Origin of the sequence: Paenibacillus sinopodophylli, assembly GCF_005930355.1 — a bacterium.
In the GTDB taxonomy this organism is placed as follows: Bacteria; Bacillota; Bacilli; order Paenibacillales; family Paenibacillaceae; genus Pristimantibacillus; species Pristimantibacillus sinopodophylli.
Map to the genome: position 1 here is coordinate 200,218 of NZ_VDBO01000004.1, position 20,639 is coordinate 220,856.

Annotated in this window: 11 protein-coding genes; 2 read left to right on the forward strand and 9 right to left on the reverse strand. The window is 48.9% G+C overall.

Annotated elements, in window-relative coordinates:
* Positions 1 to 62 precede the first annotated feature (62 nt).
* The 3 genes from FGT79_RS18100 to FGT79_RS18110 form a co-directional block, all read right to left on the reverse strand.
* A complete protein-coding gene (locus FGT79_RS18100) occupies positions 63 to 7,352 on the reverse strand; it encodes a 5'-nucleotidase C-terminal domain-containing protein (protein WP_171056310.1) in 7,290 nt (2,429 codons plus the stop codon).
* A gap of 448 nt (positions 7,353 to 7,800) precedes the next feature.
* Positions 7,801 to 9,573, reverse strand: a complete 1,773-nt coding sequence (locus FGT79_RS18105; protein ID WP_138754225.1) for an ABC transporter ATP-binding protein — start codon at positions 9,571 to 9,573, stop codon at positions 7,801 to 7,803.
* A gap of 12 nt (positions 9,574 to 9,585) precedes the next feature.
* Positions 9,586 to 11,328, reverse strand: a complete 1,743-nt coding sequence (locus FGT79_RS18110; protein ID WP_138754226.1) for an ABC transporter ATP-binding protein — start codon at positions 11,326 to 11,328, stop codon at positions 9,586 to 9,588.
* Between the two features lie 1,041 nt (positions 11,329 to 12,369).
* Here FGT79_RS18110 and FGT79_RS18115 point away from each other — a divergent pair.
* Complete coding sequence (locus tag FGT79_RS18115) at positions 12,370 to 13,458, forward strand: glycosyltransferase (RefSeq protein ID WP_138754227.1); 1,089 nt, start codon at positions 12,370 to 12,372, stop codon at positions 13,456 to 13,458.
* A 3-nt stretch (positions 13,459 to 13,461) separates the two neighbouring features.
* On the opposite strand, the gene FGT79_RS18120 is transcribed toward FGT79_RS18115, so the two are convergent.
* Genes FGT79_RS18120 through FGT79_RS18135 form a run of 4 tightly spaced genes read right to left on the reverse strand, consistent with a single transcriptional unit; the run spans position 13,462 to position 17,210 of the window.
* The gene (locus FGT79_RS18120; protein ID WP_138754228.1) at positions 13,462 to 14,226 is read right to left on the reverse strand and encodes an ATP-binding cassette domain-containing protein; all 765 of its coding nucleotides are present in this window, start codon (positions 14,224 to 14,226) and stop codon (positions 13,462 to 13,464) included.
* 18 nt (positions 14,227 to 14,244) lie between these two features.
* Positions 14,245 to 15,018, reverse strand: a complete 774-nt coding sequence (gene ssuC / locus FGT79_RS18125; RefSeq protein ID WP_138754229.1) for an aliphatic sulfonate ABC transporter permease SsuC — start codon at positions 15,016 to 15,018, stop codon at positions 14,245 to 14,247.
* A gap of 21 nt (positions 15,019 to 15,039) precedes the next feature.
* Complete coding sequence (gene ssuD / locus FGT79_RS18130; RefSeq protein WP_138754230.1) at positions 15,040 to 16,179, reverse strand: FMNH2-dependent alkanesulfonate monooxygenase; 1,140 nt, start codon at positions 16,177 to 16,179, stop codon at positions 15,040 to 15,042.
* A gap of 35 nt (positions 16,180 to 16,214) precedes the next feature.
* Positions 16,215 to 17,210, reverse strand: a complete 996-nt coding sequence (locus FGT79_RS18135) for a sulfonate ABC transporter substrate-binding protein (protein ID WP_138754231.1) — start codon at positions 17,208 to 17,210, stop codon at positions 16,215 to 16,217.
* Positions 17,211 to 17,490: 280 nt separating this feature from the next.
* On the opposite strand from FGT79_RS18135, the gene FGT79_RS18140 reads away from it, so the two are divergent.
* Positions 17,491 to 18,690: a helix-turn-helix domain-containing protein gene (locus FGT79_RS18140; protein ID WP_171056311.1), complete on the forward strand. Its 1,200-nt coding sequence runs from the start codon at positions 17,491 to 17,493 to the stop codon at positions 18,688 to 18,690.
* 238 nt (positions 18,691 to 18,928) lie between these two features.
* Here FGT79_RS18140 and FGT79_RS18145 read toward each other — a convergent pair whose 3' ends face one another.
* Together FGT79_RS18145 and FGT79_RS18150 are read right to left on the reverse strand one after the other, a co-directional pair.
* A complete protein-coding gene (locus tag FGT79_RS18145; RefSeq protein WP_138754433.1) occupies positions 18,929 to 19,972 on the reverse strand; it encodes an anthranilate phosphoribosyltransferase in 1,044 nt (347 codons plus the stop codon).
* A 15-nt stretch (positions 19,973 to 19,987) separates the two neighbouring features.
* Complete coding sequence (locus tag FGT79_RS18150; protein ID WP_138754233.1) at positions 19,988 to 20,605, reverse strand: ANTAR domain-containing response regulator; 618 nt, start codon at positions 20,603 to 20,605, stop codon at positions 19,988 to 19,990.
* Positions 20,606 to 20,639: the final 34 nt, after the last annotated feature.

Consider the following 20,639-nt stretch of genomic DNA (forward strand, 5'->3'; position numbering starts at 1 on the left):
CCACTTATATGAAGTGGAACGAGGCGCTCTGCTTTATTTCGAGCTTTTAGTGTGTTTCTTCATTATTTGGTGCTCTGTTTGAACTCCAGCGCCGCCAGCAAGAGCGTTACGATCTCTGCTCTTGTAGCGTTCGATTGCGGAGCAAAACGATTGCCTCCCATGCCTTCAACAAGACCTGCGGTTTGAGCTGCTGCAATATAAGGATGCGCCCATACCGGAATACTGCTCACATCAGCAAATGTTGGCTTCGCATTGGCATCCACCTCTATGCCAAGAGCACGAACGAGTATGACTGTCATTTCCGTTCTAGTCAGTGAACTTGCCGGTCTAAGCGTATTATCCTCATACCCAGCAATCACTTTATCTTCAATAAGCTGTGCGAAGAACGAGCGTGCCCAAGCAGGAACCTGGCCTGCATCAGCGAAATTCAACTGTCCTCCTGTTGCTTCAAGCTTAAATGCACGGCCTACCATTGTGACGAATTGTGCTCTAGTTGCTTCGTCGCTCGGGCGGAACGTACCGTCTCCGAACCCATTAACGAAACCGAGCGTTACAGCCTGCTCAATCGCTTTCGCTGCCCAGTGGCTGCCTACATCGCTAAATTCTACACCTTCGTTCCCACCCGGTGTCGGTGTTGGTGTTGGTGTCGGTGTCGGCGTTACTGGCGTTGATGTTGGCGGCTTCGGTGTTGGTGTTGGTGACGGTGTCGCTACGTTCACGTCAACAATACGTCCCTCGACTCCAGCTTCAATCACGCCAAGCTTGGTGATGTGTTCAAGGAATACCTCGTAATCAACGATGTTCAGCTCATGATGGCGCCCTGCATCCTTCGCCTGCTTCATGGAACGGTAGAAATCTCCGCCGTTTGCCATGAACGAGTTGGTAGCAACGAAATAATAAGCTGCCTCATCGATTGGACTGTAAGTACCGTCCGCGTTTTTAATTTCTACTTTCGTAATACGTTGACCAGCTTGCGTCAACTGGCCATCGGCATCCAGCACCTCCGGCTGCTTCTTGCTGTCATAGTAGTAGCGAATGCCTGACACTTGCGGGAAGCGACCTTGACCTGTTTCGATTCCGCTCACGCCATTCTCCAGCGCTGCAATAATCTCTTGTCCTGTCATTCTAAGTGCCGTCAAGTTGTTGCCGAATGGCATAACCGTCAGCAGCTCGCCCATCGTAATATCGCCGTCTTGTTTGCCTTCCGCGCTCAGCTTAATCGAATCACGGATGCCTCCGCCATTCTGAATCGCTACAAAACCTTTCACATCATATTGCTGCAGCGCTGGCGTACTGGCCACGATACTCTTCACTTTAGCAACCATACCATCTGCCATCAGATTGCCTAGATTTGTTTCTTTGGCGCGCACAGATGTGCGTGCACCGTCAAGCAGCACATTGGTTTTCCCAATTATTTGTTTCTTAATATCGGCAACGCCATCGCTGTAAGGCTTAAGCATCTCGACAGCTGTTGCGTCCTCCGCATAGCCGCTTACCGTCAACAGTTGGCCGTTCCATGCTGTCAACACACCTGTTTGATCAAATTCGAGATCCAAACGTCCCAAGAAATTACCATACTCCTCTGCCTGCACAACCAAGGTAGGCTCGCCATCTGCATGGTAGACAAGTGGGGCATTGACCTTCGTATGGCTATGTCCGCCGACAATAACGTCAATACCCGTTACCGCCTCAGCCAATACTTTATCGAATTCGTTTCCTAGATGGGTCAATGCAACAATTTTATTGATGCCTTGTGCTTGAAGCATTTTGAGCGTTTCATCCGCCTTAGCGATATAATTCTCGAATACGATGTTTTCTCCAGGAGATGCAAGGAACTTCGTATCCTCGGTCGTTAAGCCAAACACCCCGATTTTCTCGCCGTCTCTATCCAAAATAATAGCATCATAAATTTTCCCATCAGCTGCTGGATCTCCAATGGCATTAGGAGCGACAAGGTCACTGAGTTCAGGCTCCTTGCTGAAATCGATGTTCGAGCTAACGAACGGGAACTGTGCCTTCTTCACGAAATCGGCAAGTACAGCAGGCCCTTTGTCGAATTCATGATTACCAAATACCATCGCGTCATAGCCGATATAGTTCATAAATTCCAAATCCGCAAGACCATTATATTTGTTGAAGTACAACGTTCCAGAGAACACGTCACCCGCATCAAGTAGAATGGAATTGTCCACTTCTGCGCGTATGCCCTTGATTGCTGTTATTCTTTTGGCAACAGAATCTAGATGCGCATGCGTGTCATTAACATGCATAAGCGTCAGCTTGAATGCGTCATTGTTATTGCCTGGAAGCGGCTCCCCAAGCAAATCAAGGATCCGTCCTTCTGTTGAAGCGTTTATTGTACCTAGACCGGTAATGTGCTCCAAGAACACCTCGTAATCAACGATGTTCAACTCATGCTGACGTCCAGCATCCTTCGCCTGCTTCATAGAACGGTAGAAATCTCCGCCGCCTGCCATAAAGGAATTCGTCGCTACGAAATAAGTACCATCAAGCTCGATCGGGCTGTAAGTACCATCTGCATTCTTAATTTCCACTTTCAGAACGCGGTGTCCCGTTTGTGTCAACTGACCATTCGCATCCAGCACCTCTGGCTGCTTCTTCGAATCATAGTAGAAGCGCATGCCTGACACTTGCGGGAATCGGCCTTGACCCGTTTCGATTCCACTCACGCCGTTCTCCAGCGCTGCAACAATCTCTTGTCCTGTCATTCTAAGCGCCGTCAAGTTGTTGCCGAATGGCATAACGGTCAGCAGCTCGCCCATCGTAATATCGCCATCTTGTTTGCCGGCCGCACTAAACTTAATCGAATCACGGATGCCTCCGCCATTCTGAATCGCTACAAAACCTTTCACATCATATTGCTGCAATGCTGGTGTGCTGGCCACGATACTTTTTACTTTCGCAACCATACCGTCTGCCATAAGATTGCCTAAATTTGTTTCCTTAGCGCGTACAGTTGCACGTGCACCGTCAAGCAGTACACTCGTTTTGCCGACAACTTCTTTTTGAATTTCGGCAACACCTGCTTGATAAGGCACAAGCATCTCTGCTGCTTCAAGATCAGAAGCAAAGGTAGTGATGTCCAGCAGCTTGCCGTTCCAGTGGGTAAGCACGCCTGCATCATTAAATTTCAGATCGAGTCTGCCCAAATATTTGTTGTAATCCTCTGCTTGAACGACCAGTGTTGGCTCCGTATCTGCATGGAATACTTTAGGAGTATCAACCTTCGTGTGACTGTGACCGCCAACGATAACGTCGATACCCAATACTTGCTCAGCTAGAATCAGATCAAAGTCATGACCTAGATGCGTTAGTGCCACGATCTTATTAATGCCTCTGTCTTGCAGCATTTTGACCGTGTCCTTCGCTTTGGCGATATAATCCTCGAAAATGATATTTTCGCCTGGCGATGCAAGAAACTTCGTATCCTCAGTCGTTAAACCGAATACGCCGATTTCCTCTCCGCCTTCTTCCAGAATAATAGCGTCGTAAATTTTACCACTCTCAGCCGGCTGTCCTACAGCTTGATTCGCTACGAAGCCGCTAAGCTCAGGCTCTTTGCTGAAATCGATGTTTGAACTAACGAATGGGAATTCAGCGTTTTCTACAAAGTCAGCCAGTACCGAAGGACCATTATCGAATTCATGGTTTCCGAATACCATTGCGTCATAACCCAGCTTATTCATAAAGGCCAAATCGGCCTGCCCCAAATACTTATTAAAGAACAGCGTACCCGAGAAGACGTCACCCGCATCAAGCAGGATCGAGTTGGCTGAAGTGCTGCGTACCTGTTTTACCGCCGTGAAACGTTTGGCAACATTAGCAAGATTGGCATGTGAATCATTGACATGCATAATCGTTAATGCCAGACCCGGTGTGAAATCCAGCTGTGCGAGCAGCGGATCATGATCGCTTACCCTTCCATGCTCGGCTGCAAAATCAGCGTTCACATGTACAACATCGATAACCGCATTAAGTCCTGTTTCTTGATCAACGAGAATGTGATCAAGTGTTTGTGAGTTTCCGTCGTAGATATACGAATACCGTTCTGAGACGTCCAGCTTATCAACCAAATTGGTTAGCTCCGAGCCTTTCAGCTTGTTTAACGTACCCGAGAATTGGAAATCATTAAAATCACCAAGGACAACTACACTTGCATCAACATCCTTCGCTTTCAGCTCTTTAACAAAGCTGTTTACGGTCTCAGCTTGCTTAGCGCGTTGAACCTCACTGCTGCGAACTACAGGTTGAATGCTGCCCCAAGGCTTGCCATCTCCACCTTTGGAATTCATATGGTTCGCAATCGCGACAACACGCTGTCCGTTAAACATAAACTCTGCAACAAGCGGTTTACGTGATGCATTAAAGGTTGAAGCGTCTGTGGAATCAATCCGTCCTGGGTTTTGCGTCAAACTGCCATCATTGTTTACAGCTACAGCTGACGTGAAATCCCCTTTTGTACCTGGAGCAAGTGAAACGCGATCAGCTTTGTACAAGAAGCCTACGCGGATATTGCCTCCTGGAGCGCCGCCGTCCTTGTTATTCTCAGGAGCGATATCCGTATAGGAGTAAGTAGCCCCGCCTTTTTCTTTTATCGCATCAATCAGTACTTTGAAGCTTAGGGAAGCGTCGGTTGTGCCAGTATCACTTGCACCGTCATTATCCTGAACCTCCATCAAACCAATAATATCCGGCTGCTTCATGTTCGTTACGATGATCGAAGCAATTTTCCCTGCTTTTACCGTATCCGAAGCGCTGAAATTCTCTACGTTAAACGTAGCAATCGTCAGTTTCTCGGGATCTGTTTCAATCGTTGTGACTTGCTGTGTGTTCGAGCTGCGTGTGATTGCCGGCAATGCCTCTGTAGGGAGCAGTTTGTATAGATCACCTGCGTATTGAATAACCCCCACAATGCTGCCGCTGAACACATCGCCTGTCTTGATCTCGCCACCAGCTGGCTTAGAGCCGCTAATGAACAGCTTCTGCGGATTAAGACTGCTGTCCGTGCTGTCTAACCCGTTGCCTTGCAGCACAAGGCCTCCGGCAGCCGTTCTCACAGGATTGTTAGCGAAATCTCCGTTATCAATGGCCACTGGAGTTACCGCATTCGCATAAGGACCCGTAATCACTGGGTTCTTCACCTCAACAAGCATACCCTCCAGACTTTCGAAGAAATCAATCGCATCAACCTTAGGGTTGAATACGCCGAAGCTATCTGTATCAATCATGCTTGGAATGATGCGCTCTTTACTTTTATCCGCATTTCTTCCTAACAAAGTAGCTGTTGGAAGCACGTTTCCGCTGGATACCTTGTCAATGGTTGACGCATTGATTTGGGTAACCGTGAGCGATGGACTGCTGCCATACTCCTCTACCGTTCCAGATACGGAAACCGCGTCCTTAACCGTTAAGCCATGTCCAGGCTTGTATACTTGAATGGCTTCGGACGTATTTGGATTGTTATCCCACTCCGCGTCCGGTGCCTGCATGTAGAACGAATTCGTGCTTACGGAAGTGATGATGCCTGTAACATTAGAAACTTTCACATTCGCATAAAGCGATTGGTGCGCTTCACCTTGAATCGTATGAATAGCTATACCGTTTGTATTCGCAAGCACATTATACGTGAACACTGCAACAGCACTTGTTTCACCGCTTGCCGTTACGACCGCCTTGATCACTGTATCCTCATTCACAATGATCGATCCAGTATACACCGTGCCGCTCGAAGCAGTCGGGGAAGTTCCATCTATCGTGTATCGAATCACGCCGCCAGCAGCCAATGTGCTAAGCTCAACAGCTGCGCCTTGATTGATACCGCCTGAAGGGATGCTGGCTTGTACAGCCAGCCGCTTCTCAACAATATCAAGCGGAGATCGCGGTAGAACCTCAAGCCCAACGCTGGAGTGATAGGTCATTACGCCGAATACCAGCTCAAAGCTTTTACCAGCAACGAATGCAGCATCCGCGGAATAGATGATGATTTTACCGCCGCTAACCGTATCTGTTGCTGTAACGACACCGCCTGCCGCGCTTTCAACGGTAATGTTCTCGAGCTGTACCAGCCGTCCCTCGAACTGGTTCCGGTTTTCCACCGTCTTGCCAAAGCTTGTAGAATCTACGACTACAGGTGCAGGTATTGTGCTCGATCCCGTAATTTCTACATCCTCAGCGGCAGCCTCTAGTTGAAGCAGACCCGAGAATTCTGTCAGCTTGCCGAATGCCTCAAGCACATCGCCCGGACGCGCCGGCACGGTACTCGGAACACGAACGATAATTCCATTCAGCGTATCCTGAACGAAAAGATTCACGAATGCGCCCGATTCAGCCCGATGCGTAACGATACCGCTTAGCGTAGCGTTCGTGCCTACCGCTGCTGCGCGAGCATCAGCAATAGTACCAAGGCTCGATATGCTGTATGTAAATTCGCGCAGCGGACTGTTTGTCAGCCCCTCTTTTTGGGCAAAAGTATGAACCGTAGTCGGCCCCTGTATTTCAATGACAGTCGAACCTGGCTGGTACCAAGTGAAATCCTCTGGATCAACCTGTGTATCGCCAGAGCCATATACACTGTAGTACACGCTTGCGCCTACTGTAGCGGTTGTTAATTGAATAACAGTACCCGCTTTAACCGCTCCAGCGCTCACGTCAGCTGTAACTGCCTCAGTCTCAGCTGCAGCAACGCCATAAGAGGAATTACGCGGGTCTGGTGCTGCAACGACAAAATCTGTACTGTTGTTATCCGTATCGAGTCCTCTGTCTCCTTGATTAAGAGATTTGCGAATCGCCGCTCTCGTCGAGCTTAACGCTCCGGCTGGTGCTGCCTCGATGGTCTCGGCACCGCTCGCCGTTCCATAGCCGACTGTATCTACAACCGCGGAGGAATTGTTATACAACCTAACTTTTCCGTTCGAGCCCCCCATGTCGATAGCTGTTGAGCTAAGGTCCGGCGAAATCAAATCCGTTGTCCCCGCTGTTCCTGCTTTAAGCTGAATTAAGTAATATTGGCCAGCGCCGATCTTTCCGGATAGTTCAAGTGTATTTGAAGCATCTCTTGCCGGGTAAGCCGCTGCTCCTGTTGCTGCATACGCGATATACCATCCTGTAAGCGTTATGTCAGATGATGTCGGATTGTATAATTCCACAAAATCATTTTTATAGACCGAGCCGCTGTTGCCTCCTCCGCCGAACACTTGAGAGATAACGACATTGCCATTGTCAGGTGCAGCTTGTGCTGTACCTCCTAACCCACTTAATGTGCTCCCTGCAACTAGAACAGCTGCCAGCAGCATGCACGCTTTTCTTTGTATTCGTTTCACTAGCTTGTGCATTTTTTGTTTCTCCTCTCCCATTCAGAATCCACCCATACGCATAACATTTCCTACATTAGCTTAATTAAAGTATGTCATCGCAACATAAACATGAAATTAAGTTCTAGTAAACATGAACATTTGTTCATGAACGGCAATAAAAATCCCCTTTCTTCAAAACATGCATGACATCCGTGAGCAGACTGCTTGCAATGCTGAAGATAGGGGATTATCGCTTTGGGCCCAAAGCTGCTGGAGCCGCATCATGTAAATGTAATGTAAACTAACACGAAACTTATTTCCGAGTATACAGGGGATCGATTTTCCTGTCAATTGGTAGAAAGATTCGAATTGAAATGCTAGTTTCTGGGACGAAGGCTACAAAAAAGTGCCGCATACAGGACTATTTACGTCATGTACATGGCACTTTTTACTTATTTACGATAAAGAAATCTACTATTTCTCGTCATCAAATCTCGTTCGTCGCAGTTGCTGTTCCTGTCGAAGCTTGATCACCCTTCTGCAACTGATACATTTTGAAGTAACGACCTTCCAACGCCATCAGCGCTTCATGATTGCCTCGCTCCACAATTTCCCCGCGATGCAGCACAAGAATTTGATCCGCTTCGCGAATAGTTGAGAGCCGGTGCGCGATGACGAGAGTCGTCCTGCCTTCGCTCACGACACGCAGCGCTTGCTGGATCAAGCCTTCCGTCTCACTGTCGATACTCGCGGTCGCCTCATCGAGTATGAGTATCGATGGGTCAAAAGCCAGCGCCCGCGCGAACGAAATGAGCTGCCGCTGTCCGGAGGACAACGTGCTTCCCCGCTCCACCACTTGCTCATCATAGCCATTGGGAAGCTGCTCAACAAACGGGGCAGCGCCAACATCATGAAGCACACTTTTGACCTTCTCCAGTGAAATGCTCTTATTATATAGACTGACATTAAATTTAATGTCCCCCGCGAATAGATACGGGTCCTGCAGCACAATGCCCATATGCTTGCGCAGCTCCTGCTTCGAATAACCTGATATACTGCGCCCATCAATGGAAATAACGCCTTGATTCGGCTCATAGAAGCCAAGCAGCAGGTTCATAATCGAGCTTTTGCCTGAGCCGGTATGGCCTACCAATGCAACCGTCTCTCCCTTGCGCGCTTCGAACGAAATATGCCTCAGCACATTTTCGCCCTCTTTGTAGGCGAAGGTCACGTTATCGAATTTGACGACGCCATCAGGTCTATCAACCTGCTGAACTTCTTCGACCTCTGTGCCCTCCATATCTAGAATCGCGAATACTTTCTCCGCTGATACGAAAGCCCGCTGAGCATTCATCAATTGGTCGAAGATACCGATAATCGGTTGAAATATACGCCCTAAATAATCAATAAAAGCATAAAACACGCCGTACATAATAGCTGTTTCGAGTGATTGACCGCCAAAATACCAAATCACCATCGCTGTAACGAGTGCACCGATCGTGCCTACAATGTTTCTTGAGGACAACGCAAAGACGCGGAACTGCTTCAATTGATTCGTATACCGATCCTCATTCAGAACCTCGAATTCCTCCAGCGTCACCTTCTCGCGACGAAAAACTTGAATTATCGGCATAACGACGATGGACTCATTGATCATGGCATTCATATCACTAAGCCTAGCGCGCATTATTGTGATATACCTTTTGGAATATTTCAGATGCACGACCATAATGATGGCGAATATCGGCGGAAGCAGCAAGCAGAACAATGCTAAGCGTACATCCAATATAAACAGCGCCGTGTATATACCTAACAGCTGCACAAAACTTACGACGAAGGTAGCCATGAAGCTCATGAATAAGTCACGCACTGCCTCCGTATCATTGGCGATTCTTGAGACGATTTGGCCGATTGGCGTATTGTCGAAATACCGCAGCGGAATCCGCTGAATATGCCGCATTAGATCCATCCGCATGTTCTGGATGATGCGCAGGGCAGTCGATTGCAAAATATAAGACTGCGAGAAATTGCCGACGCTCGCCAAGAGCAAGAGCCCCATATAAAGGACAAGCAGCAATAGTACCGGTATCAGTTCTCCTCCTCCGGCAGCCAAATGCTTATCAATGATCGTTTTTATAATGAAAGGACCGCCAAGCTCAGCTCCTACCGCACAGCAGAGAATAAGCAGGGCGCCGATAATTCTAAATTTATAGACGAGAGCATATGCGAATAGTCTTCTCGCCGTCGATTGCTTTGGCATGCTAGAGCCTCCTCATTCTTCCAAGCTTGCTTCCGTTTGCTGCCTGTCCCACTGTTCTTTATACCAGCCCCCGAACAGCATGAGCTCGTCATGCCTTCCCTCTTCGATAATACGTCCCTCGCTCAGGACGATAATCCAGTCTGCATGGCTGACAGCGGAGAGACGGTGAGTGGCGATCAAGTTCGTTTTCCCTTGACGCTCCTGCCTAATATGGTGAAGAATCCTGCTTTCTGTACGCGCATCTACCGCCGACAAGGAATCATCCATCATCAGAATCTCCGAGTCTACGAGCAGTGCCCTTGCAATCGCAAGCCTTTGCTTCTGCCCGCCCGAGAGCATGACCCCATTCTCTCCAACAATCGTCTCGAGCCCTTGCGGCATCTGCGCGATATCTTCGGTGAAGGAGGCCATCTCGACAGCACGAGCGATATCGTCTGCTGTTGCTAGAGGCTTGCCTAAAGCGATATTGTCACGAATCGATTTGGAGAGCAGCATATGCTCTTGAGGCACGTAAGCCACCCAGCGGCGTATTTGATCAATCTCAATCTGCTCGACAGGTACATCTCCAAGAAACAGCCGCCCCTGCTCCACTGGATACTGGCGAAGCAACTGCTTCAGCAGCGTGCTCTTGCCGCTTCCCGTCTTGCCCACAACGCCAAGCGTCTGCCCTCGCTCAAGCCGCAAAGTAATCGTCTGCAAGCTCGGCTTGTTCGCAGACGGATAAGTAAAGGTTAGCTGCTGCATAGAGATGCTTCCCGGTACGTCAACATGAATTGGCTTATCCGCATCCTTCAAATCCGGCTGCTGTGTGAGCGACGTATCTAGACGATCGGCTGAAGCGCTTCCACGCTGCAGCACATTAATAAACTCGCCGAAGGAGATCATTGGCCAAATCAGCATACCCAAATAAATATTAAACGAAATCAACTGTCCAAGCGAAATCTCATCCTGAATGACGAGATAAGAGCCGTAGCCGATACCAATGGAATAACTGATCCCGACAATCAAAGAGATGATTGGCTGGAACATAGCATTGACGATGGATACTCTTTTGTTCTTGAGCATAACCTCGCTTGTCACCTGATTGAAAGCAATCAGGTCATCGTTTTCCTGTACATAAGAGCGGATTACGCGAATACCGGAAATCGACTCGAGCGCATGATCATTCATTTTGCCAAAGGAGGCTTGCGCTTCCAGAAAGCGAGTTCTTACCTTTTTGCCAAGCTTACTAATGACTACCGCCAGCAGCGGAAGAGGAATAAGTGCCGCAAGCATCAGCTTCCAGCTGACGAGCGATACCATCATAATGACGACGACAGATGCCCCAACAAGCGTGTTGACCAGCGTCATGACGCCATAACCTGCCGTTTGACCAATTGCTAATACGTCATTGGTTGCAAGTGCCATAAGCTGTCCCGTACTGTTGCGCTGGAAGAAAGCCGGCGTCATTCGCGTCAAATTCGCGAGCAACCGTCCTCTTAGCACCTTCTCAACAAGCGCCGAGTTGCCAAAGAGCGTCGTAATCCATATGTATGTCATTACATAAAGCAATATCGCTAGACCAAGCAGCAGCAATACTGTCTGCTTAAGACCAGATGAGGTCAGTTCGCCTTCGCGAATATAATCGACGGTTCTTCCAATAAGATTGGGCGGTATCGTAGAGAGCAAGCTAACAAGCGCCATAACACTGATTGCAAGCACATAGCTTCCCCAGCGATCTTTAAAAAACCATCGGAGCCGATTAACAAAAGACATGATATCCCCCTTTTCCTTACACCAACCTCCAGTATAGCAGGATCACGCGTTCAAATTCACCTATTCATTTGCACCTTAGACATGCAATCAAGGTGAAAGAGCTGTCCTGCTAGAACACCGCTCGAATCTTGCTCGCAATCAACCTGTCGCCGCATCTATCCTGCACATTTGCAGTAACTCCGCCCTTGATGGACACTTTTTACCGCCTATCCTGCACAATTGCAGTAACTTTACTTATTCGAGACTCTAAAATACACGTTTTATGCCCTTTTTACGAAGCTATCTTGCCGGAATACAGTATAGCTTCCATTCATGGCCGGTATTTGACCTCTATCCTACGATTATGCAGGATAGCTTTGAAACGATGATGAAATACGCGATTTGCCATAAGAGGATAGGTGCTCAGGTTGGTTTGTTGGTAAAAGGAGTTGCTTTCCCTGACTTCCTCCAGCCGAACACCCTAGCTATGTTGCACTTTATACACTCTAATCGTCGTTTAAGTAACCATGCTCTTGCTACGTTGTAGTTTATGCAACAGAAAGGCGGTTTCACAGCCTATATCTCACCCATAGGAGTGATTCTGTTGCACTTTCTGCAACGTAGCCTGACGAATTGCCTTATTTGCGCGGTTCTATTGCACAAAGTGCTATGTGCGCCGCAGTGCTCAGGTTAGTTGGTTCCGTTCCTGAAACCAACTGTAATCGTACTGACAAGCCGTTACTCATTTATCAGATTTCCAAACAAGCAACTGTTCTAAGTTCCAAGAAACCCCTGAAAGCTTCCTTCCTATAAACGCCATCGTTTCGGCGAAACACATAGAGAAAGGACGACCAAATGATATGCTTTTCTACCATTCAAAAAAAGGGCTGCCGCTAGGCAAGCCCCTTCCCCTGATTTATGTTCCCTCTCAATCATCACGCTCGAAACAACAATACACGCCTTTTACAAAAAACAATTGTTCTTTATAACGAATATGTTATGATCATTTTATGACCCGCGCCGTGTTGTACCGAAATTCAAATCGTTCCCGAGGTGAAGCGCATGACTGCCGCCATTAGTGTTATCGTGCCCATATTCAATGCTGAGAAGTGGTTATGCAGCTGTTTGAACCGCATCATCAATCAACCCTTTCGTTCGATCGAGCTGCTGCTCGTAAACGATGGGTCCACCGATCAAAGCGGCGCAATCTGCGAGGAGTATGCGACGAAGGATGCCAGAATTAAAGTCATGCACAAGCCTAATCAGGGAACGAGCAGTGCAAGAAATAGCGGATTAAAAGCCGCTTCGGGTAAATACGTTTCCTTTCTGGATGCAGACGACGAAATTGACGATTTATATTTCGTTAAGCTATATGCCGCAGCGGAGCAATCAGGCAGTGAGGTTGTCATCTGCGGCTACGAGACCTCGCATTCGCTAGAAAAACGCCCTCCGAAATTCATGCTTCATACCGTAATGAGCGGCAAGGAGCTCATACTAAGCACCAACCATGTGCACTCCGGCAACGAGCTGTGTTTTGTATGGCGCTGCCTGTTTCTACGAACCGTTATTGAGAATAGGAAAATCAGATTTCAAGAGGGGTTGACCATCGGAGAGGATACCATCTTTCTACTTGAGACCTTACTTGCTGCCACTCGCGTCTTCGCCATTCCCGATCTTCTCTATCTCTATAAAACGGCCAATAATGCCAATAGCCTCACGCGTTCCTCTTACAGACCCGATCTGGAGAAATGCTTGATTTTGCAATATGAGCTTAGAAAACGGTTGTCCGATACATCTGGTTTACTGGCTATAGACGCTTACTCAACAGATATGGCTGCCTATTACATTCACGCAATCCGCTCCATGCTGATTGCGAATTTGAGAAACAGTCCATACACGGTCAAAAAAGCAGATCTTGCGAGGATCATTAATCTTAAAATGATAACCGACAGTACCAAGCAGCTAGGCTTCTCTTACCCTTGCTCCAGCTTGAAAGAGTACCTTTATTATGTCTCACTTAAATTCAAGCTGGCCGCCCTGCTCTTTCGCTGGGAATTCGGCAGGCGGTCCGGTTCAAGCCACCCTGCTCTCACTCCAGATTCATCCGAAGAAACGACAGCGGCATATAAACCGGGCAAACAGCCTGCATAACGATTAAATGGAATAAGTACTCTCCTTTCTCTGTGCATTTCTATCCCGCTCCAATATTCTGTCCAGAATCAGCTTCTCGAAATAAACGAAATCATTATCCCGCTCACGCGGCCTGTCCAGCGTAATCGCCACATCCAGTGCAATATGTCCATTCTCGATAAGAATAACGCGGTCTGCCAGCGCAACGGCTTCGCTCACATCATGCGTCACTAGCACCGTCGTAAACCCTTGCTCCGTCCATAGATCCTCAATGAGCTGCTGCATATCAATGCGGGTTAAAGCGTCCAGCGCCCCAAGCGGCTCATCCAGCAGCAGAAGCCTCGGCTCGCCGACTAGCGCTCTTGCCAGCGCAACACGCTGACGCTGCCCGCCGGAGAGGACACCAGGCCATTCCTTCGCGCGATCCTGCAATCCTACTTGGCGCAGCGCCTCCAAAGCCTTTCGCTTATCTCCCGATTTCACACCGATTAAGACATTATCAACGCAGCGCTTCCATGGCAGCAGCCTTGCATCCTGAAACAGCATTCTCGTATCCTCACGAATGCCCTTTATTTCCTCGTCATCCAAAATGACGGCTCCCTGTGTGGGCTCCTCAAGCCCCGCAATAAGGCGAAGGAGTGTGCTCTTTCCACAGCCGCTACGTCCCACAATCGCAATAAATTGACCAGGCGGAATATGAAGCTCTACACCATCAAGCACCTTCTTGGGACCAAACTGCTTCCCCGCTCCTTGTACAAGCAATCTCGCTCCTAATTGTGCAGTTTGCATGTCCGTCCACCCTCCCTATTAGCGTTTTGCGTAACTCGGATGCCACTTCAACAGCCATTGCTCCAGCAGCTTGGCTGCCGTATCCGATAGCTTTCCAAGTACCGCGTACAAAATAATAGCCAGCACGACCACATCAAGCCGCATAAATTCACGAGCGTTCATCGCCATATATCCAATACCCGAATTCGCCGAAATCGTTTCTGCCACAATTAATGTAAGCCACATAAAACCAAGCGCATAACGCACGCCAACCAGAATCGAGGATAGAGCGCCTGGCAGAATGACATCCCTGTATAACGCATAGCCTCGCAGACCATACACTTTGGCCATCTCCACCAGACCTGGATCAATTGACCTTATTCCGTGCACAGTGTTTAAGTAAATTGGGAAAAATACACCCAGCACAACCAGAAAGATTTTGGCCGTTTCACCAATACCGAACCACAATATAACTAATGGAATCAACGCTAAATGCGGTACATTCCTTACCATCTGAATCGTGCTGTCGAGCAGCCTATTCGCCGTCTGCGATACGCCATTCAGCAGACCTAGCAGAAAACCTATGCCGCCCCCGATTGCAAAACCAATAAACGCACGACTCATACTGCTGCCCATGTACTGAAACAATTGCCCGCTTTTTGTTAGCTCCACTCCCGCCTCAGCCACTTTAAGAGGAGTAGGGAGCGTTCGACTGGAAATCCAGCCGAGCTCCCCAAGCAACTGCCATATAATCAATATAAGAATCGGGACGATAGCTGGAGCTATACGACTGTTTAAGATTCGTGTGAACATAAAGATACATGCCCCTTCCGTTCAAATAACACTGCCTGATTGGGGCCGTTTATTGTAAGCGACCAACTCGCCCGACGCTTGAATATCCCCGTGATGCGCGTCTTCTTGCAGTGTCAGTGGCAGCCGTGGAAATAACAGCTCTGCCGCGCGGTACGCTTCCTCCAAATGCGGATAGCCCGATAGGATAAAGGTATCTATGCCAAGCTCACCATACTCCTTGATGCGCGTCGCAACCGTATCAGGGTCGCCAACCAAGGCCGTCCCCGCTCCGCCGCGTACAAGTCCGATACCCGCCCAAAGATTCGGTGAGATGACCAGCGAGTTTTTATCGCCGTTATGCAATTGACCCATACGCCTCTGGCCGACTGAATCGTATCTGGCTAAAATTCGCTGCGCCTCGGCTATCGTTTTCTCATCCACATGGCGGATAAGACTTTCAGCCGCTTCCCAAGCTTCCTCATTCGTTTCTCTTACAATAACATGCAGTCTAATGCCGAATTTGACCTTCTTGCCTCTCGCTTCCGCCAGTTGACGAACCTCGGCAATTTTTTTTGCGACCTCACTCGGCGGCTCTCCCCATGTCAGATAGCAATCAACATGATCAGCAGCAATCTGCTGCGCCGCTTGTGAGGAACCGCCGAAATAGATGGGCGGATACGGCTTCTGCAGAGCTGGGAACAGCACTTCGCCCGACTCCACACGAACATATTTACCATCAAAATTCACTTCTCCGCCCTGCATCATCTGCCGCCATACCGACAAGAATTCATCGGTCTGCTCATATCGCTCGCTATGATTGAGGAAAATACCATCTCCGCCGAGCTCATGCGGGTCTCCGCCAGTCACGACATTGACAATCAGCCTGCCGTTTGAGAGTCTGTCGAAGGTCGATGCCATTCTCGCAGCCGTCGATGGAGTCATGAGACCCGGCCGAATCGCAACGAGAAACTTTAGCCGCCGAGTCGCCCCAATCAGCGAGGATGCTGCAACCCAAGCATCCTCACATGCCTTGCCGGTAGGAACCAATACGCCGTGATAGCCCAGCCGATCAGCCGCCTGCGCGATTTGTTTGATATAATCATAATCGACCGCTCTTGCTCCGTCCGATGTCCCCAAATATCTCCCATCCCCATGAAGGGGAATGAACCAAAATAATTCCATAACAATACTCCTTAATCCTCTGAAGGGTATGAGGTTTATTTCACTACTGCGTCGCTTACATTAATCGCTTCCGGTATCAATTCAAGCTTCAAGAACGTATCTGCAATGCTTTGTTGTGCTTTGAGCGTCTCATCACTTACGCGGATAACGCCCCAAGCGCGGTGTGCCAGCGCTTGCTCTAGAGGTGCTGGATCAATGCCAAGCGCCGGCGAAAGCAGCTTAGCTACTTCAGGCTGGTTGTCCTTTGCCCATTTATCCGTCTCTTCAAGCTGCTCAAGAATAACATCAATGGCTTTCGTGTTCGATTTCGCGAAATCCTTAGACGCCAGATAGAACTCGTAGTTTTTCACAAGACCTTCCCCATCAGCCAGTACGCGTGCTTTGGTTGCCAATTGTGCAACGGAGTAGAACGGCTCCCAAATGACCCAGGCATCTACGTTTCCGCTCTCAAACGCTGCTCTTGCATCCGCTGGCGGCAAATAAACGACTTCAACGTCACTATAAGCAATGCCCTCACGCTCCAAGTATTTGACCAACAAATAATGAACATTGGAGCCTTTGTTCAAGGCGATTTTTTTACCCTTCAGATCTGCAGAGGACTGGATTGTCGAATTCTCTGGTACTAGAATACTTTCCGCCTTAGGGCTCTCAGGCGAGTGAGCCAGATAAGCAAGCGGCGCACCTGCTGCCTGCGCGAAGATTGGAGGCGCTTCTCCCGTATGTCCGAAGTCAATGCTGCCTACATTCAGAGCTTCAAGCAGCTGCGGACCACCAGGGAACTCCGTCCATTCCACCCCGTAGCCCGCTTCCTTAAGCTTTTCTTCAAGACCTCCGCGCTCTTTCAGAATGTTCACAGAAGCATACTTCTGATAGCCAATCCGAACTGTTTTCGCTTTATCGCCCCCGGACTCTGTTGCTCCATTACCTGCGTTGTTCGTGCTGCAGGCGGATATCACCGTCATTGCAGCTAATAGCATTACAATCGCCGCTCTTGCTAAACCTCTCTTTTGCGTACGTGCCCCTGTATTCATCTCTAATCACAGCCCCTCAGCTTTTTCTCACAATCACAATAACTCATAATTCCCATTAAGTTACTATGCTTTATGTACAACGAAATTATCATTTGCTTATGCGACTGTCAATAGAATGAGGAAAGACGATGAGGTATGAGGAGGAATGAGGAATATCTGCTGTTTATTTGGATATATCAATTGATGTTTAATGACCGATCGCTTATCATATAAATAACTTATAATTCCCATGAAATAACTATGAATTTGTCTGCCATATAGAATGGAGAGTTCGAAGAGGATGAATGATCGTTTGAATCTTCTCAGTCTACAAGAAGCGATGGACATACTCGGCATAAGCCGCGCAACGATCGACCGCTGGCGTAAGGATAAGCAGCTTCCTCATATCAAAATCGGCAAGGAAGTATGGATCGATAAGGGGCAGCTTCAGACGTGGATCAAGCAGTACGGCATCTCCGAGAAGCAGCAGCTTGTTCAGTCAGTCGCGGCGGATGATGATACCGTCATTACGATTGGCTATCAAAGCGGAGCAGCACTGCTATGGAGTCCACTCATTATTAAGCAGCTTGGTCTGTTCGAAGAAGAGCTGCAGCGATTGAATCCCTCTAAAAGGTATACTGTCAGGTACGTGAACGCACCCAATGGCATGGAGCTTGTAGAGGAACTGATTGCGGGTCGTGTTCACATCGCTTCCGTCGGCGACTACCCGATCATGGCGAGTCGTGCACTCAGCCAGATCCTTCCAAGATTCCAGCCGCAGGTCATCGCATTCGACGGGAAAACAAGCAGTGGCGGCGGCATATCGCTTGTTGTGCCCGCCGGCAGCAAGATCGACCATATCGAAGCCTTATCGTCCCTTTCTATTTCTACAGTGGGCAATTCCAGTTCCTCCTATCGATTGAAAGAATGGATGAATGCATACGGCCTTCATTCTGAGCCCATCGTTCACCGCGGCATGGGCGATTGCCTTAATGGCATTATCGAAGGCCAAGTAGGTGCGAGCATGCTGTGGGAGCCCTACTTGAGCTGGGTGCAATCCATCGGAGCAGGCGTGCCACTGCTTTCGGAGGGAATTGGTGGCGACTATTTGACTGGACTTGTTACGGATGGCAATTGGTCGAGAGGGAATGAATCGATCGTGATCGCTTATTTAAAAGCCCATTTAAGAGCGCATGAATTCATTCGCTATGAACAACAGCGAGCGGCAGAGCTCATTCACAAGGCCAGCGGTTTCCCTCTCCCTCTTGTTGCGAATGTACTCACACAGATAAGATGGGATGCCTCATTCTACAGCCGCGACCTGCAGACGCTGAGCCGCTTTAGCGAGGGTCCTACGGACTGGCTGTCTGCACACAAACGAAGCAGCGGCGGCTTGGAATTCAACAAGCTCTATTTACAAGAGGCTGTAGAATCACTAAAGCTTCCCATCCTCCCCGACTCCCCCTTGCCAGGAGAATGGTCAAGCGACAATCTGTATTAGACACAAGGATGCAACAGCTGCGCAGCTTATTCCATTATCCAGATTCTTTCCATCGCTTCTTCCCATGCCGAGACGATCTTCGTAGCGCTGCACCCTCTAGGTCCAGCATGTAAAAAAAGCTGTCCGATAGGCATAAAGCCTTTCGTGACAGCCCTTGTTGTATCGAATACTCCGGTAACACACCGGTTTGCATCCTTCACTTCCATTAAAACCCTACTCATATGCAGCTATGCAACCATTAGCTGCTGCAAGGCTGTGCGCTCTGACTCCGCATAACTGTTTGCCATTTGCGGTATATCTCCCACGGAGCTCCGCTATCCAGTAAATCCTTGCACGTATAAAGCCCTTCCTCAATCGAGTCAACCTTCTCCGCCAATTGAAGCCTGACCGCCGCATTCAGCAGCACTTGATTGGCGAACGCGATATGACCGCGTCCTTGCAGGACAGCTTCCGTTTCTTTGACCTGCTCCGCTGGCGTCCAATCGACGACCGGCACCGCCGTCTCAAGTCCGTAAGCGTCTGGATCTATAATATTAAGCTGCGATTGTCCGTCTTCCACGAAGTAGGTTCGAGTAGGCCGCTCGATGAATAGATCCTCCGAACCTTCTGTCCCCTGAACAATAAGCGCCTTCTTATAGTTTAGATTGTTCGCTAACTTGGCCATTCGTTCGAATACGGTATTATGATAAACACCGAATATTAAATACGGAGAATGTGAGTAGTCGATAAGCTTCTCCGCTGTATTCAGCACCGTCCGCATATCGAGCTCAATCCGAATGGAACGAAGCGCCTTCAGCGGAGGGCACCACTCCTCGGCAGGCACATACAGTACACCAGTCTCTTTTGCCGCTTGAACAATTTGGTCTTTCGAGAGCAGCTCGACGTTAATGCCCGACTCTCTCAACAAATCATGCAGCGTGATGCCCCATTTGGGCGGCAAAGAGGCAGATCCATGAAGCGTGATCGGAAGTCCCGCAGCAGCTAGAAGGAACGAGGTCGCGAATGTGGCATAGAATGACTTCTTCCTGCCATCATAAGGACCCGCGCAATCAAGACCCTGCTGGATTGGCGCCCGATGCGCATGCTTCCGGCAAACGTTCACGAATGCCTCAATTTCTTCGACGCTTTCCATTTTGATTCGTTCAGCAACGAAAAAGGCGCCTATTTGCGCCGGGGTCGCCTTTAATTCAAGGATGGCGTTTGCTGCCTGAAGCGATTCCTCATAACTGAGATCGCGAGCGCCCCTCTTCCCCCGGCCTACTTCCTTTAACAGGTTGATCATCATCGCAAAGCCCCCTTATTTTTGATCCTGAAGGATTTGATAGACCTTAACGATTGATGTAGCCACATCCACCATGCGTTTACGTTCGTTCATGGCTTGCTTGCGCAGCACATCGTAAGCTTCCGCTTCAGATATATTTTTGATTTTGCATAAGATCCCCTTAGCCATGTCGATCCACTTCCGCTCTTCAAGCCTGCCTTCAAGCTGCTTCCGCTCATTCATCCACTGCAGGCGTTCAAAGCATTGCTTGGAGCCGAAATGAAGTGCCCAGTGCAGCTCCTGCTCACTCATGGAAGGTGTAAGTATACCGTCTACTTGAATATCATCCTCGCAATACGCTGCCGACAAGGATGCCGATGCAGCACTGCACCACCAAAGCATTGGAACCGTTTTTTGCTTCAACAGCCTGGTCCCCCATTGTCTTACTTCATTAAGAGGGACGTGAAGAACGACCGCGTCTGCGCTGCTCATCTGCAACTCAGCCTTCTTCTCATCTCCTGCACGAAGCACCTGATAGCCATAGTTCTCGAGCAAATATTTCGGCGTTTCTTTCTTGGAAAGCTGATCTGACTGAGGGTCCGCCATAGCCCCCTCGGTTGCCGTTCGATGATCGACCACTAACAAAGAACGCATTTGGAAGCGCCCCCTCCTATTTCGACTTTTTGTG